This is a genomic window from Paenibacillus sp. MY03 (genome assembly GCF_002165585.1).
In the GTDB taxonomy this organism is placed as follows: Bacteria; Bacillota; Bacilli; order Paenibacillales; family Paenibacillaceae; genus Pristimantibacillus; species Pristimantibacillus agaridevorans.
Genome location: NZ_MXQD01000004.1, coordinates 131,432 through 146,908 on the forward strand (window position 1 = coordinate 131,432; position 15,477 = coordinate 146,908).

Below are 15,477 nucleotides of genomic sequence, written 5' to 3' on the forward strand. Positions count from 1 at the left end.
GTTGTACGGTTGGGTTTATACGGTTGTCATCTCTATCTTCGCTATCTTTCCTACGCTCACGATATTCATGCCAAGTTGAACTCTTAGCTAATCGCAACAGCCGGCTGGCCGTTGAAGTCGTACGCAAACTTGTACGTGCCGGAGCCTGCCTCCACGATTACGCCATCACCAGACTTCAGCAGCGTTAAACCTGCCGAGCTTTCCAGCGGCTGTCCGCTCTCCGCGACGACGTCGGAGCCGGCCGCTCCCGGCAACCGGATCTCCGCGCTCGTATTCGGCGGCACGGTAACCTCCAGCTCGATGACGCCGTTTTCGCCGAGCTTCCAAGCCGAGCGGATTCTGCCGTACATCGTCTCCAGCTCGCCTTCGGCGAATGTTAGCCCGCCTCCCGGCTGCGGCGCAACGACGAAGCGCTTGTATCCTGGCGCGGACTCCTCAGGCTGTATTCCCGCGACCGTGCGGTAGAGCCAGTCTCCCACGGCGCCGTAGGCATAGTGATTGAACGAGTTCATATCCGCGCTCCAGAAGCTGCCATCCTCCTTGATGCCGTCCCAATGCTCCCAGATCGTCGTTGCTCCTTTTGTTACGGGATAGAGCCAGGACGGGTAGTCCTGTTGCAGAAGCAGCGTAAACGCCTCGTCCAGCATGCCATGTTTGCTTAGCACGTGGCTGATATAAGGCGTGCCTACGAACCCCGTCGTCAGATGATGTTTGCTGGCTTCCAGCAGTTCCTTCAATCGCAGCGCCGAACGACGCTCGGAAGGTTCGTCGAGCAGCTCGAACATAAGCGCCAGTACATGTCCCGTCTGCGTCGACGAAGAGAGACGTCCGCCCGGCGTCACGAATTCCTTGCGGAACGCATCCGCGACTTGACGCTCAAGCTCCGCATAGTGCGCCGCATCCTCTTCCCGGCCAAGCACCTCCGCCGACTTCCGCACAAGCTTAACGGAATAAGCGTAGAAGGCCGATGCGATGATATCGCGATCCGTCGCTCCGATATAATCGCCGGACTTGGCGTCGAGCCCCAGCCAATCGCCGAAGTGGAAGCCCGTATTCCACAGGTAAGGTTGATCTCCCTGCGCCTCGACGTACGATACCCAGCCCTTCATGCTGTCATATTGCCGCTCCAAAATACGTTTGTCGCCATAGCTGGCATACAACGTCCACGGAATAATGACGGCCGCATCGCCCCATGCCGCCGATCCGTAAGAGTCGTCGGCCAGCACATGCGGCACGACGAACGGAACTGCTCCGTCGCTTCGTTGATCCGCTGCGAGATCGCCTAACCACTTCGCGAAAAATGGCGCCACATTGTTCAAGTAGACGGCCGTTCCTATAAACATTTGGGCATCTCCCGTCCAGCCCAGACGTTCATCGCGCTGCGGACAATCCGTTGGCACATCGACGAAGTTCCCCTTCAGCCCCCAACGAATATTGCTCTGAAGCTGGTTAATTAGCGGATTCGAGCAAGAGAACTTCCCTGTCTCCTCCATGTCCGAATGGATAACGACAGCTTCGAACGCATCCCGCTCGAACGCTGACACCGCCCCTTCCAGCTTGACAAAACGGAATCCCTGGAACGTAAATCTCGGCTCGAACGTTTCGATGCTTTCCCCCTTCAACGTATAACGGATATTTTGCTTCGCCGATCGCAGATTGTCTGTATAGAAATTACCTTCGGCATCAAGCACTTCGGCATGTTTCAAAGATACCTCGTCACCCGCCGTTCCCCGTACGCTGAATTTCACCCATCCGACCATGTTTTGGCCGAAATCGATAACGGTCTCGCCCCTCGGCGTCGTCAGCCATTCTACGGGCTTCAGCGTCTCCTTTTTCCGTACCGGCACGTTAATCTGCGGCGTCAGCACTTCGTAGGTTTGCGAAATCGCCTCAACAGACTGCCAAGCGGACGATTCGGAAAATGCAGTCGTGCTCCAGCCGGGGTGTTCCAGCGAAGCATCATAGGTTTCCCCGTGATAGATTTCCGACATCCGTATCGGGCCCGGGGCCGAAGTCCAGCTTCCATCCGTGGCAATAACCTCTTCGCCGCCATCCTCATACTGGACGTGAAGCTCAGCTAGAAGCGCCAACCGATTGCCATAAATCTCCTTCTGATGGCTCCAAGCCAGATTCCCTTTATACCAACCGTTGCCGAGCCAAGCGCCAATGGCATTGTTGCCAGCCGTCAAATGATCCGTTACGTCGTACGTCTGCGTCTGCAGCACATTGTTGTAGCTCGTCCAGCCCGGCGCGAAATACGTATCGCCAACCCGCTTTCCGTTCAGCTCCAGTTCGTACAGGCCCAGCGCAGTTGCATAGATTCGAGCTTGCTTAACCTGACCGCGCAGGGTAAATGTTTTGCGAAGCAGCGGTACTTGCTCGGCATCCGCAGGCAATTGCGCCAAAGGCGCCGATATCCACTGGCCCGACCACGTCTCTCCCTTAAGCTTGCCCGTCTCCCAAAATGCGGCAGGAGACCAGTCCGATACGACTCCGTCCCCATCCCATACGCGAACGCGCCAATAATAACGTTTGCACGATTCGGAGATTAGACCTGCCGCTTCGACGAAGGTCGATTGCTCCGTGTAAATGATGCCGGATTGCCACATAATGTCGTGGAAGCCCGCATCCGATGCGACTTCGAGCTCGTAAGCTGATTGATTGACTTTGCGTTGGCCAGAAGTCGCTTCCAGCTTCCAACTGAGCAGTGGCTGCCTCTCCCCGATGCCGATCGGATTGTGCTGGTATTCGCATTGGACACTTGTAACTTGGATCATCGTTAACCCTCCCATAATAACGGCTCCTAAGAGCTGCACGTAATATAGTTCTTATTATAAGAGAGCAATTACATTCGATTATAGGTATAATGGACATAATGAATGGGTAAAACGGACATTTTTTTTTTGCAGGAAGCTGGAGGGAGTTTTCATGAAAAAAACGACAGAAACGTTACGGGGCAACTACTTCTTTAAGCAAGACGAGCTGATTTATGTAAATCGGAACGACGAAAACTTTGTTGGTCCGTTCCATGATCATGATTTTCTCGAAATCGCGTATATCGTGGAGGGCGAAGGCTTCCACCATATCGGAGAATCGGTGCAGAAGGTCCGCAAGGGGGAGCTGTTTTACTTGCCCATCGGCATCTCCCATGTCTTCCGTCCAAAATCCACCTCGGGACAGAAGCTGGTCGTCATCAATTGCCTTTTCTCCCCCAACTTGTTGCCCAAGCTTATCGCATTTGCCTCGGAGAAGCCGACAGTCGATTTCCTGTGGCGAATGAGAGATGGCCTCCTAAGCAATTACAGCGTCCGGGATCGGAACGACCGCTTCGAGCGCCTGTTCCAGTCTATGTTCGAGCAGTATTCGACACGTGCGCCAGGCTGTGAAGATATGCTGCATGCGCTGCTATTCCAGCTCATGGTCGAGCTGCACCGTTCCATGAGAGAGAGCGAGAATACGGACCAGTCGCTGCCCAAGGAAGCGGCTTTCCAGGATCTTCTGCATTATCTTCGCAATAATTGCGAGCAGGAGCTGACTTTATCGCATCTCGCTCACTTAAGCGGCTTCAGCGAGCGACACTTGCAACGGTTATTCCACCAACACACCGGCCAAAGCTGGTTCAAATATTGGCAGTCCGTCCGGGTTCGCCGAAGCTCGGAGCTCTTGCTGCGAACGTCCGACAAGATTCAGCATATTGCCGAAGCTGTCGGCTACAAGGACATTCATTCCTTTAACGCGGTGTTCAAGCGGCTGACCGGTCTTACTCCGAGCCAATACCGGAAGCGCGAATAACTTCCTTTAATGCTCCGCTTTTTCCATGTCCCGCCCTTTCTCCCTGATAAGGAACACCAATAAATATTGCAGGACGGCCATGATGAACAAGATGACCGGCATAATCGCCGACTCCAGATCGGTGGCCCACAGCACCAGCAGCGCGATCGACAGCACCCTGCCTACATTCAGGAACAACTCCCGCATAACGACGGATTCGATTCGCAGCTGTCCTTTGAGCGGAAGCGTGCCGATCAGCCTGTAGTAATAAGAAGTTAGCGTATTGATGGCAAGCGGATTGCAGATCGAGAACAGGATCATAAACAGGACGACGGACCACAATTCCACGCCGAAGAGGAGCAGCCCGGAACCTGCCACTACGCCTGTCGTGGACAGGAATACGTATTGTCTGACGTTCTCCTTCTGCGCCTTGCGCGAGATAACATACCCCGTAGCGACAGTCAGCGAGGAGAAGAAAACCCCGAGATATCCGACCCAGTCCTCCCGTCCCACCGCCTGGAACAACATAATATTGGGCAAGAACAGCATCAGCCCCTGGAACAGGCCCAGTATAAAGAAGCTGTACAGCGCCTTCAGCCAGCGTCGGTTACGGTGCATGACGAGCCCCATTAATTTTAGATAATAAACCTTGTGATGGGTTTCCACCATGGGGATTCGAAAGCTGACAACGGCGGCTATGACGAACATGACAAATGCGATCGTAAAGATCGTTATATACCCTTGCAGTCCGTCATTCCGCTGAATGACGAATCCCGCAAGCGCCGGTCCCAGCAGCCCCGCGCCATTGAACATGACCATGTTCATCGCCAAAAACCGAATCCGGTTCGCCTCCGTCGACACATCGTATTGAAGAACGAGATAACCCGTCCAATAGAAACCCGAAGCGATCCCGTTGAACAATGCGAACCAGACGTAATATTGCGGGACTTGCTCCTGCGCCAAAATAACCATCAAATAAAACAACGCGATCATCACGATGCCGACTCGATACGTCACCATCCGATCGCGTTTTTTCGCGATCAAGCCGCCCGCCGCAAAAGCAATGGGGGTAATCGCGAACACAATGAGGTTGTACAGCGCATTAACTTTGAGATCCTGGGTCAACCGCCACAGATACAAGTTCAAAAATAAGCCCGACATAGAAGCCCCGAACTGAAAGCAGCTATGAATCAGCAGAGCGGTTACGGCATCTTTGCCAAGCCTTCTCTCCGGCGGTATGCCCTCTCCCTTCGCCATGTCTTTCATCGTATGCCACAAATGCCGCAATGCCATCTGACGTTCCCCCTCGTCGCTCAACACGTATCTCCGTTGTTGTTGCCAATACGATTAGTTTATCATATCGGGTCGGGATGGGAAGTCCAATTCTATCCAAAAACAGAATTCCGCCTATCACTGATTCTACGCTCGCTACAAAGCTTCCCTTGCAGGAATCCGCTTCTGAAGGAGGGAATTCCTGCCTGATGTAGAATACATAAAATATGTGTTCAAAAAGTTCGGTTCTCAGTACCGAGAAGGCGGTGATTCCAATAAATGCAATTCAACAGCTTAGCTTTACGGTATTCGACTTCGAGACGAGCGGGCTCGACCCCAAAAACGACCGCGTCATCGAGATGGCGGCGATCCGTGTCGTAAACGGAGTCGTCGCTGGAGAGTTTAGCACGCTGGTGCAGTACGACGGCAAGCTGTCTCCCAAAATTACGGAGCTTACCGGCATTACGGACGACATGACGGCATGCGGCATGGACGAGGATACCGCGTTCCGCATCCTGAACCGGATGCTTGGCGATCATATACTTATCGCCCATAACGCCCAGTTCGACCTCAGCTTTCTTCATCATTCCCTGATGAGAATCGCGGGAAGGTCGTTCCGGAACGATTTTATCGATACGTTGACCATCAGCAGAGCAAGACATGTATACCCGCATACCCTTAAGGATATGTGCGACCGCTACGGCATTCCGCTGATCGGCGGCCATCGCGCTTTAAACGACGTCATCGCTTGCTGGGAGCTGTTCCGGACAATGCATGAAGAACAGCCGGCAATGGATTCGCTGAACGTGCTCGGATATATGAGAAAATACGGCCCTCCCAAGTGGAGTCCCCCAAACGCCAAACTTGTGCCGATCGAGCTGAAATACGCGCCTCGCGAAGCTTAATTCGCCATGCATAACAACCAAGGCGAAACGGCTGTCGCCGTCCTTTGGCGGCGCAGCAAAGACCCGGATGCCGTATCCGGGTCTTTCTCTTTGCGTTCTTGCAGCCGCAATGCAAGCGGCATTATATCCATCAGCCATTCGAAGACGTTGCCGTCTTTTCCCGATCTTTTCCTTTATCCGACTCGCCCGCATTGCGATTGGCGGATTCCCGATCCTGCTGCATCTCCTCCACTGTCTTGATCTTCAGACGGGCAGCTCCCTTGTAATCACGGGTAGGCAGCAAAGGTCCCTTCTCCAGCCGCTCGCGGGCCGCATCGATGGCGTCGCCGTATTGCGGCAGCCACTGTTCCCCCGCCACCAGCATCTCGTCGACCATCTGCCAGATTTCTTTGGGGTTGCATACCGCACCCACCAGAGGGTCCATCATAAACGCCTGGCGCAGCAATTGATCGTCGCCGCTCACCGCCGCCTCCACAGCTAATCGCTGCACGGAGATGCTCACGTTGCAAACCGCTGCAGGGCCTAGCGGCAGCTCGCCGACATGCGGCATGGAGATGCCGTTGCGATCCACGTAACCCGGCGCCTCGATAATGGCGTCATCCGGCAGATTGGATATGACGCCGTTGTTGACGACGTTGAAGTGCCCTCGATACACCCGCCCCGTCTCCAGGCTTTCGATGATGTAGCTGCCGTGCTCCTCGCCGCGTTTCTCGCCTTTGTACTCGTACGCGGGCTCCTTCATCCAGTTCGGGAAGTCCGTCTCGAACCAGTTGCGCCCTTCCGTGCTTACTCGCAAGTAACCGCCTGTCTCCCCGTTGATCCACGAACCGAGGTCGATCCAATCTCCGATCTCCTCCGGACGTTTCCGGTACCATGGCACGTATTCGCTCAGATGTCCATTGGATTCCGTACTGTAGTACCCGAAACGGCGCAGCATGTCGATACGCACCTTTTCCGTTCGGCTGAAATCCTCGTGGTTCTCGAATGCTTCCAGCAGCCTGCCGGTCAAGTCTTCCCCCCTGTGCTTGATGGAGATGTACCAGGTCTGATGGTTAATGCCGGCGCAGATAATATCCACTTCCTTCTTCTCGAGCCCGAAAGCCGTCGCGATTTGCCAGTGTCCGCCCTGCACGCCGTGGCACAGGCCGATCGTGCGAACGCCGCCGTACTTGTTGCATGCCCAAGTCAGCATCGCCATGGGATTGGCGTAGTTGAGCAAAAGCACGTCCTCAGACGCGCATTCCCGAATATCACGGCAGATGTCCAGCATCGCGGCAATGCCGCGTTGACCGTACATGATGCCTCCCGCGCTTAACGTATCTCCGACACATTGATCGACGCCATACTTTAGCGGGATGTCGATATCCGTCGCGAATGCCTCCAAACCGCCGGCGCGAATCGTACAGATCACGTATTTGGCCCCTTGCAGCGCTGACCGGCGATCCGTGGTCGCTTGAATTCGGATGGACAGACCGTTTTCGTCGATATCGCGCTGGCATAATTCCGTCACCATGCGCAAGTTATGTTCGTTAATGTCCGTAAACGCTACTTCCGTATTCGCGAACTCCGGCACCGACAGCAGGTCGCGCAACAACCCTCTCGTAAATCCGATCGAACCCGCACCGATGAATGTAATTTTGTAAGAAGACATAAAATCAACTCCTTCTCTAATGGTTGACAACTGGGTATGTGTTTCTCATCCCTATTGTAGCAACACAAAGAAGAAACCGTTATCAATATCCTGACGAGCTCGCGGAAGAGGTGTTAGAAATCGTCACTTATTCAATGGAATACTTATGGGTTTGCAAGGAATTCCGATAAGCGATCGGCGTCATGCCGGTATGTTTTTTGAACATGGCATGGAAGTATGGGCGGCTCCCCACCCCGACATAATCGCAAATATCGGCGACGGGAATATCCGTCTGACCCAGAAGCATTTTCGCTTTGGCCATTCGGACTTCATTGAGGTAAGCGGTCACCGTCTCGCCCGTGCCTTCCCGAAAAATGCGGTGCAAGTATCCGGGATGCAGATTGACGGAAGCGGCGATGTCTTTTACTTGTATATCGCGATCGTAATTATGATGAATGAAATGAACGGCCGCTTTCACATAATGATGGATCGGATTTTCTTCGACCTTAAGCGATTCCTTGCGAATGTGGGCCAAGGTTACGAACAACTGAGCGAACAGCAGCCCCGTCCGCATCTCCCGCCTCCGCTCGCCGGCATCCAACTCCAGCACAAGACTTTTGAGCAGCGGATACAGCTCGTCATTGTCCCGCAGCACGAGCACCGGCGACTTCTCTTCCGTCAGCTCCGCCACGAGAGGATCCTCGTTAGCCAGCGCTCGAAGCGATGGCAGACCTGTAGCTTTCTCCTGCATCGTAAACTCGATGTTGAGCATCCGGCACGGCCCGCGATCGTCCACAATGAGTCGGTGAGGAACGTTGGCATCCAATACGATGAAGTCGCTTCTTCTAAGCGCGTGGGAAGATGAAGAATACGCGGGCGCCGAATCCGTCTCGATTCGGCACTCGCCAGTAATGACGTACATGATCTCGATGGAGTCATGCGTATGATAATCCATCGAGTAGTCCGACCATTGCTTGTAGTAGTACGCATAAACTAGCGGATGCAGCTCGCTGTTCATCCATTCGCGCTTGAACAGGCCGAAGCTTGGCGCCGGATCATTGCTCATAAAGCTTGCACCGCCTCGTACATCGGCAAATACATATTAATCAAACTCCTCCTTCAGCCATTCATCCTCTGGCATGTGAAATTCTTCGCTGGAGAACCGCTCTTCCTTAAAGGGATCGGCATAATTATGGAAGCCGTTCTGCTCCCAGAAGCCGGGACGGTCCTCCTTCATAAATTCGATGCCGGTAATCCACTTGGCGCTTTTCCAGAAGTAGAGATGAGGGACGACGAGCCGCATCGGCCAGCCATGTTTGTCCGTCAGCGGCTCGCCGTCGAAGCGATGCGCCAGAATAACGTCTTCGCGAAGCAGATCCGCAAGCGGAATATTCGTCTCGTAATCTTCGTCCGCATGGATCATGACGTAGCGGGCTTCCGGCTTCGCTCCCAGCAGCGGCAGCAATTCGGAGAACTTGATCCCTTCCCAGTCCGTATCCAGCTTCGACCAACGCGTGACGCAATGGATGTCGCACTGCACTTTGGTCTGCGGCAAAGCGAGGAGTTCGTCGAAGGAGAACGTCTTCTCCTGTTCCACTTCGCCGAACACGCGAAGCTTCCAGGACGCAAGATCGTATTCCGGCACGTCTCCTTCGTGCAGGATTGGGAACCGTTCCGTCACCGTCTGGCCCGGCGGCACGCGATGGGCAATTTCCGCAGGCGCCTGAGGCAGCTTGGGGGAAACCTTCTTCAGTCTTTCCGCTTTGTTATTCATCTTCCGCTCACACTCCTAGAGGGTAATCAACCCGAGCTTCCGCTCGCTAACGGACATACACGACATTATTGGCATCATCATAGCGCAAATTAGCTCCATTACGACCGAATAGCGTCTTTCCTGTCTGTTAGATTTTGTTTGAGGTAAAAATTGGACAAATAGCGTCGCTGGTGTCTGTTAGACTCCTTAATCTTATGTTCACAAGTCTGGGAGTCGCATAATTTCCTATATAACAAGCAAACCAGCTGCGAGTGGCAGCCGGTTACGTAAACGATCATTCCTGTACTATATCGTCATAAATTTGATAACATTCGGCGTCCACTTACTCTTGCGCTTCCGCCATGTTCACGCTCATCTGTCGAAACAGTTCGATGCCCGCGGTCATCGACTCTTCGCTCAAATTATGGAACAACTTCATCATAACCCGCTCCCGAGTTTTCATCATCTCGCCGACGACCGCCTTGCCTTGCTCTGTCAGCATAAGCTGCACTGCACGCCTGTCCCGCTCACTCCGCTCGCGCTTTACGAACCCGAGATCGATGAGTCTGTCCGCGATTCCCGTCACGCCTCCGTTGGTGATGGATAGTCTCTCGGCAAGCTCGGAAGAACGAATCGCTCCCGTCTCGGACAAAATAATGAGCATCCGGCCATGCGTCATATTAAGCCCATGCACGTTGTGCCGATTCCATTCCGCGATAATGAGCTTCCGCACCTCGCGGAATATATCGTCCAGCTCCTTCATCAGAGCATAACGTCTTCCATTGCTTTCGTTCAACGTACGCCACTCCCATCCGGATCTATACCTGTATTCATCTTGAAATCAGTATAGACTGGCCTCCCTATAGCGTCAACGTTTTCGCGGGCAATTATTCCAAGGGAGTGTCGAATGTCGAAGAACGATCAAGTCTCTGCGGAATTGGCGCAGTGTTAAGATCAGCCGACGCGATTACACTTCCCGCCATTCTTCTTCCAGCCAATCCGACATGACGGCCATGGCAGCCTTGCTCCCCGAAGCCGCGGCCAAAATCAATTGAGAAGGCATAACGTAGGCCGAATCGCCGGCCGCATATACGCCTGGAGCAGCCGTCCTTCCCATCTCGTCTGTCCGAATGGCTCCCGCCGAATTCATCTCGTAGCCTAACGCCTCCTCGAATCGCGCATTGGGCAGTTGGGCCGGACCGATAAAGCCGCCGCTTCTCTCGATAAACGTGCCGTCGGCGAAATAAACACGCTCCAGCTTACCTTCATGCCCTTCCAAACGGCTTATCGGCGTGTCCACGATCCGGATGCCTCGGGAAACGAGAACGCGACGCTGCTCCTCCGACAGATTGTCGCCCCCGTTCGTGCAGACAACGATATCCTTGCTCCAATTCAGCAGCAGCTTGGCCGCATGGAACGCTGCGGGCAGATCCGACAGTAGGACAAGCGGAGTATCTCTCAGCTCCCAGCCGTCGCAGAACGGACATACGAACAAGCTTTTTCCATACAACTCCTTTACCCCTTCGATCGCGGGAAGCTCCTCTCTAAGTCCCAACGCAAGTATGATTCTGCGCGCCTGCAAGGTTTCGCCCGTAACCGTACGAACGTCGAAACCATCCGGCGTTCTTTTAATATCGACCGCTTCGTCCTTCCAATGTTGAACCGCTGGGTAACGGAGCACCTCTTCGTAAGCAATCCGCCTGAACTCTGCAGGCTTGATGCCGTCTCTGGTAATAAAGCCGTGGGAAGAATGAGTCACGGCGTTCCTTGGTTTGTCGTTGTCGATAAGCGCGACGCTCCTTCTGGCTCTGCCCAACACCAGAGCGGCGTTAAGCCCCGCAGGTCCTCCTCCGATAATCGCAACATCATAATACATAAGTTTCTCCTCCTCATAAGATCTATTGCAGAGCTTTAATATCCGTTATTTGACCAAAAACGATACATCAACCTTAATACAAGGAAGGTTGATGCCGTTTTTTGTATCATGGATTTAATGACTCTATAATAACCTTTATCATAACATTATGCAACTGCGAATTTGTTCGGATACGACGACAAAAGCAAATCGGGTTCCTTTAACCTTGCAGCAGCCTGAGCGGAGGCATCCCGAAGAGAGCGTCCCGGGTCGTGTCCCACAGCAGGCGCATCAGCTCCTGCAGCGGCCAAGCTGCCGTAGAGCAGGCGGACACGACAGCGCCATGCTTGTAGGTCAAGGATGCTGCAGCAGTCACGTTATGAGCTGCGGGGGATTTGTATCCGTCGATGGTTGCTTGAAGCTTATTGACAAGCTCGCCCCCAACCTCATCCGAGAATACGTAAAAATACGCCCAATGCGTCGCTTTCTCCCAGCTCCCCTTCGCTTGCAGCCGCTGCCGCGCAGGGTTGATCCATTGTCGCTGGGCAAAGATCAACTCCTCGCCCAGATAGACAGACAATCGATTATCGTAGTCGCGATAGACGAAACGTTCCCCCCGCAGCCCGCGGCCGGGACAAAGCACATCGGCTCCCATCCAGACGGAGCCGGCGGATAGCCGAATCGTTGTATCGCTCAGCAATGACGCCTCCTTGTACAGCATGACGGGCTCCGGCATGTTTTCCATGACGGCTCCCGCTTCCAGGTCGAAGGTCTGCGTAAGCGAAGCGGTGCCGCCTCCGTAGCAAGGATGGATCTTCATGAAGGACTGATTCGTTATCATTGTGTGCGTCCGGGAGCCCGCGGTCCACTCCATCTCGTAGACATCTCCCTCCAGCATGCCTGGAGACACGTCCATGACGATCACCGCCAGCTGTTTCTGGACGGGGAAAGCTTTTGCGATTTTGACCGGCGCCGTATGGTACTTCTCTATCAGCTCCGTACCGACGCCGTTATACCTGAAGGTGGCTCGCAATACGGAACGTTGCACCGCCTCTTGCGGTTTCGCCGCATCAGCCATGCGAATGGGAGGAAGAGAGGGAATCGATGCGAATGATATGCGAATGATCATGGCCGCGGGCATGGGCGATCTCGTGCTCCAGCCATGCAACGATTTCGTTCAATCCTTCTTCTCCCCTAAGGTTGGAAAACACGAACGGCCGATCGCCGCGCATGCGCAAGGAATCCTCTTCCATCACTTTGAGGCTTGCCCCGACATACGGCGCAAGATCGATTTTGTTAATAATCAGCAGATCGGAGCGCATAATGCCGGGACCGCCTTTGCGCGGAATCTTCTCCCCTTGGGCTACGTCGATAATATAGATGAACCGGTCCACAAGCTCGGGGCTAAATGCCGCCGCCAAATTGTCGCCGCCGCTCTCGATAAAGATCAGCTCCAGCGGATCAAATCTGCGCTCCAGCTCTTCGATCGCTTCGAAATTCATCGAGGCGTCCTCGCGAATGGCCGTATGCGGACAGCCGCCCGTCTCCACGCCGATAATCCGGTCCTCGGGAAGTACGCCATTGTGGAACAGAATACGCGCGTCTTCCTTGGTATAAATATCGTTCGTAATGACCGCAACGCTATATTTCTCGTGAAGCTCTCTTGTCAGTCTTTCCACCAGCGCCGTCTTGCCGGAGCCTACCGGTCCGCCGATTCCGATCCGAATCGGCCTCCCCGGTTCGATCTCCGGACTTTCCCACCCTCCATGCGCATGCGTATGTCCTTGTCCCTGGCACATTGCAGATTCCCCCTTGGTTAAAGTTGCTTGCAAACGTTCGCGTTCCGACATAATGCCGCCGTCAAGACATAAACAATCTGGAGTAGAGACGCTCGTGTCCCATCATGCCGAGCTCTGCCATAGGCATATTATTGTAGGCATCCTCCGGTTCGAGACCTTGTGCAAGATCGAGCGCGTCTTCGATTAATGGCGTCAGGCGCGCGATTAGCACCTGCCCCTCCGTCTGCCCGATCGACATCAGTCTGAGCGCGCTGTTGACGCAATGTACGATGCTCGTGTACAGGAAACCGCTCATCGCCGCTTCGCAGCGAACATTCAGTCGGCAACAAGCGTACCCGAAGACGAGCGGATGACTGCCGCAGCATCGGCCGTCTGCCACAGCCGCATGGAGCGGCGTCCAATCGAAGGAGGGAAACAGCTTTCCCCCAAGCTGCAGGAGCCGGCGCCCCATCTTCTCGATGCCGCTCCGCGTCTCGGAGGACAATCTCTGCGCATGAATCCTTCGCTCCGCAGCCCAGAGCCTATCCCACTGACCATCGGAGACATCTCGATAAACGGCTTTTACAAGAAGAACATCGCTCGTTGCCCAGCTTTGCATAAGCATCGCGGAAGCGAAGTCGAACAGCTCGGCGGATGTTCGGATCCGTCCATTCTGCACCAGCGTCTCCAGACCGAAGGAATGGGAGAAGCCGCCGATCGGAAGTGCTGAATCCAGCAGCTGCTGCGTCGCCATCAGACGAGTTGAATCGTTCATATAGCTCCCCTTCCCGCAGCCTTCGGCTCTAGAACAAGGAGTATCGCTGAGCCATCGGCAGCACCGTCGCCGGCTCGCACGCCACATGCTCGCCGTCAACCGTGACCCGATACGTCTCCGGATCCACGGCAAGTTCCGGCGTTCCGTCATTATGGATCATGTCCTTCTTACCGATGGACCGGCAGCCTTTCACCGGCTCCACCCGCTTCTGGAGTCCCAGCTCCTCGGCAATGCCACGATCGTAAGCGGCTTGCGACACGAAGGTTACGCAGCTGGCGTGAACCGCTTTGCCGAAGGCCGCGAACATCGGCCTGCCGAATACGGGCTGCGGCGTCGGGATCGACGCGTTCGGATCCCCCATCTGCGCGTAGGCGATCGAGCCGCCCTTGAGCACCAGATCCGGTTTCACTCCGAAGAACATCGGCTGCCAGAAGACGAGATCCGCCAGCTTGCCGACTTCGATGGAGCCGACAAGATGGGAGATGCCGTGCGTAATGGCTGGATTGATGGTGTATTTGGAGATATAACGTTTGATCCGGAAGTTGTCCGCGCCTTCGATATCCGGAGCTAGCGGTCCGCGCTGTTCCTTCATCTTGTGAGCCGTCTGCCACGTTCGGATGACCACCTCGCCCACACGCCCCATCGCCTGCGAGTCGGAGCTGATCATGCTGAAGACGCCCATGTCGTGCAGAATGTCTTCGGCCGCGATCGTCTCCGGCCGGATCCGGGAGTCCGCGAACGCTACATCCTCGGGAATGCTGCTGTCGAGATGATGGCATACCATCAGCATGTCCAGATGCTCTTCGATCGTATTGATCGTAAATGGCCGCGTCGGATTGGTCGAGGAAGGCAAGACGTTGGGATGACCGGCGGCAACGATAATATCGGGCGCATGCCCCCCGCCGGCGCCTTCGGTATGATACGTATGAATCGTTCTGCCGCCGATCGCAGCCAGCGTATCTTCCACGAAGCCGGCTTCGTTCAACGTGTCGGTATGAATGGCAACCTGGATATCGTACATATCCGCGGCCTGCAGGCAAGCTTCTATGGCCGCCGGCGTCGTTCCCCAGTCCTCGTGAAGCTTGAGACCGATCGCGCCCGCTTCGATCTGTTCCACGAGAGGCCCAGGCATCGAAGCGTTGCCTTTGCCCGTGAACCCGATGTTCATCGGGAACGCCTCCGCCGCCTCCAGCATGCGGCGCATGTGCCAAGCGCCCGGCGTCACCGTCGTGGCATTCGTCCCTGTCGCGGGTCCCGTTCCGCCTCCGATCATCGTCGTCACTCCCGACGAAAGCGCCGTCTCAATCTGCTGAGGACATATAAAATGAATATGCGCGTCTATCCCGCCGGCCGTAATGATTTTGCCTTCGCCTGCGATGACTTCCGTGCTGGCCCCGACAATCATGCCGGGATCCACGCCATCCATAATATCGGGATTGCCCCCTTTGCCGATACCGACAATCATGCCGTCCCTGAGGCCGATATCGGCCTTGACGATACCCCAATGATCAATAATGAGCGCATTCGTAATAATCGTATCCAACACGCCTTCATCACGCAGCGCCCCGCTGGACTGGCCCATTCCGTCGCGAATGACCTTGCCGCCGCCGAACTTGCACTCGTCGCCGTATACGGTATAGTCTCGCTCGACGACTGCCCATAGTTCTGTGTCAGCCAATCTAACGGCATCGCCCGTCGTAGGGCCGAACATGGCCGCGTAGCTCTTGCGATTCATTCT

General features: G+C 54.9%; 13 protein-coding genes. 2 read left to right on the forward strand and 11 right to left on the reverse strand.

Annotated elements, in window-relative coordinates:
* Nucleotides 1-83 precede the first annotated feature (83 nt).
* The gene (locus tag B1748_RS03210) at nucleotides 84-2,777 is read right to left on the reverse strand and encodes a glycoside hydrolase family 78 protein (protein WP_087566430.1); all 2,694 of its coding nucleotides are present in this window, start codon (nucleotides 2,775-2,777) and stop codon (nucleotides 84-86) included.
* A 151-nt stretch (nucleotides 2,778-2,928) separates the two neighbouring features.
* Here B1748_RS03210 and B1748_RS03215 point away from each other — a divergent pair, with 151 nt between their 5' ends.
* On the forward strand, nucleotides 2,929-3,792 hold the full coding sequence (locus tag B1748_RS03215; RefSeq protein WP_087566431.1) for a helix-turn-helix domain-containing protein: 864 nt from the start codon (nucleotides 2,929-2,931) through the stop codon (nucleotides 3,790-3,792).
* Nucleotides 3,793-3,798: 6 nt separating this feature from the next.
* Here the strand turns inward: B1748_RS03215 and B1748_RS03220 are convergent, their stop codons facing one another.
* Nucleotides 3,799-5,064 carry an MFS transporter gene (locus B1748_RS03220; protein ID WP_087566432.1) on the reverse strand — a complete coding sequence of 422 codons (1,266 nt, stop codon included), beginning with the start codon at nucleotides 5,062-5,064 and terminating at the stop codon, nucleotides 3,799-3,801.
* 245 nt (nucleotides 5,065-5,309) lie between these two features.
* Here B1748_RS03220 and B1748_RS03225 point away from each other — a divergent pair, with 245 nt between their 5' ends.
* The gene (locus B1748_RS03225) at nucleotides 5,310-5,948 is read left to right on the forward strand and encodes a 3'-5' exonuclease (protein WP_256975505.1); all 639 of its coding nucleotides are present in this window, start codon (nucleotides 5,310-5,312) and stop codon (nucleotides 5,946-5,948) included.
* Nucleotides 5,949-6,078: 130 nt separating this feature from the next.
* Here the strand turns inward: B1748_RS03225 and melA are convergent, their stop codons facing one another.
* From melA to ureC, 9 genes are all read right to left on the reverse strand, one after another.
* Nucleotides 6,079-7,599, reverse strand: a complete 1,521-nt coding sequence (gene melA / locus B1748_RS03230; RefSeq protein ID WP_087566434.1) for an alpha-glucosidase/alpha-galactosidase — start codon at nucleotides 7,597-7,599, stop codon at nucleotides 6,079-6,081.
* Nucleotides 7,600-7,726: 127 nt separating this feature from the next.
* Nucleotides 7,727-8,644 carry an AraC family transcriptional regulator gene (locus tag B1748_RS03235; protein WP_306299309.1) on the reverse strand — a complete coding sequence of 306 codons (918 nt, stop codon included), beginning with the start codon at nucleotides 8,642-8,644 and terminating at the stop codon, nucleotides 7,727-7,729.
* 36 nt (nucleotides 8,645-8,680) lie between these two features.
* A complete protein-coding gene (locus tag B1748_RS03240; RefSeq protein ID WP_087566435.1) occupies nucleotides 8,681-9,352 on the reverse strand; it encodes a sulfite oxidase-like oxidoreductase in 672 nt (223 codons plus the stop codon).
* A 322-nt stretch (nucleotides 9,353-9,674) separates the two neighbouring features.
* Entirely contained in the window at nucleotides 9,675-10,127 is a 453-nt protein-coding gene (locus B1748_RS03245; protein WP_087566436.1) for a MarR family winged helix-turn-helix transcriptional regulator, read from the reverse strand.
* 171 nt (nucleotides 10,128-10,298) lie between these two features.
* Entirely contained in the window at nucleotides 10,299-11,207 is a 909-nt protein-coding gene (locus B1748_RS03250) for an NAD(P)/FAD-dependent oxidoreductase (protein WP_087566437.1), read from the reverse strand.
* A 199-nt stretch (nucleotides 11,208-11,406) separates the two neighbouring features.
* Nucleotides 11,407-12,327 (reverse strand): urease accessory protein UreD, encoded by a 921-nt coding sequence (locus B1748_RS03255; RefSeq protein WP_256975506.1) that lies wholly within the window; start codon nucleotides 12,325-12,327, stop codon nucleotides 11,407-11,409.
* On the reverse strand, nucleotides 12,257-12,985 hold the full coding sequence (ureG, locus tag B1748_RS03260; RefSeq protein WP_087566438.1) for an urease accessory protein UreG: 729 nt from the start codon (nucleotides 12,983-12,985) through the stop codon (nucleotides 12,257-12,259). Before ureG ends, B1748_RS03255 begins: the two co-directional genes overlap by 71 nt.
* Nucleotides 12,986-13,046: 61 nt before the next feature.
* A complete protein-coding gene (locus tag B1748_RS03265; protein ID WP_087566439.1) occupies nucleotides 13,047-13,739 on the reverse strand; it encodes an urease accessory protein UreF in 693 nt (230 codons plus the stop codon).
* 28 nt (nucleotides 13,740-13,767) lie between these two features.
* Nucleotides 13,768-15,474 (reverse strand): urease subunit alpha, encoded by a 1,707-nt coding sequence (gene ureC, locus B1748_RS03270; protein ID WP_373271254.1) that lies wholly within the window; start codon nucleotides 15,472-15,474, stop codon nucleotides 13,768-13,770.
* Nucleotides 15,475-15,477 lie beyond the last annotated feature (3 nt).

What these genes read in the sequence shown, in the direction of transcription:
- B1748_RS03250 (WP_087566437.1), bottom strand. Translation starts at nt 11,207, where the DNA reads ATGTATTATGATGTTGCGATTATCGGAGGAGGACCTGCGGGGCTTAAC.
- B1748_RS03220 (WP_087566432.1), bottom strand. Translation starts at nt 5,064, where the DNA reads ATGGCATTGCGGCATTTGTGGCATACGATGAAAGACATGGCGAAGGGA.
- ureC (WP_373271254.1), bottom strand. Translation starts at nt 15,474, where the DNA reads ATGAATCGCAAGAGCTACGCGGCCATGTTCGGCCCTACGACGGGCGAT.
- B1748_RS03240 (WP_087566435.1), bottom strand. Translation starts at nt 9,352, where the DNA reads ATGAATAACAAAGCGGAAAGACTGAAGAAGGTTTCCCCCAAGCTGCCT.
- B1748_RS03235 (WP_306299309.1), bottom strand. Translation starts at nt 8,644, where the DNA reads ATGAGCAATGATCCGGCGCCAAGCTTCGGCCTGTTCAAGCGCGAATGG.
- B1748_RS03265 (WP_087566439.1), bottom strand. Translation starts at nt 13,739, where the DNA reads ATGAACGATTCAACTCGTCTGATGGCGACGCAGCAGCTGCTGGATTCA.
- ureG (WP_087566438.1), bottom strand. Translation starts at nt 12,985, where the DNA reads ATGTGCCAGGGACAAGGACATACGCATGCGCATGGAGGGTGGGAAAGT.
- B1748_RS03210 (WP_087566430.1), bottom strand. Translation starts at nt 2,777, where the DNA reads ATGATCCAAGTTACAAGTGTCCAATGCGAATACCAGCACAATCCGATC.
- B1748_RS03215 (WP_087566431.1), top strand. Translation starts at nt 2,929, where the DNA reads ATGAAAAAAACGACAGAAACGTTACGGGGCAACTACTTCTTTAAGCAA.
- B1748_RS03255 (WP_256975506.1), bottom strand. Translation starts at nt 12,327, where the DNA reads ATGCCCGCGGCCATGATCATTCGCATATCATTCGCATCGATTCCCTCT.
- melA (WP_087566434.1), bottom strand. Translation starts at nt 7,599, where the DNA reads ATGTCTTCTTACAAAATTACATTCATCGGTGCGGGTTCGATCGGATTT.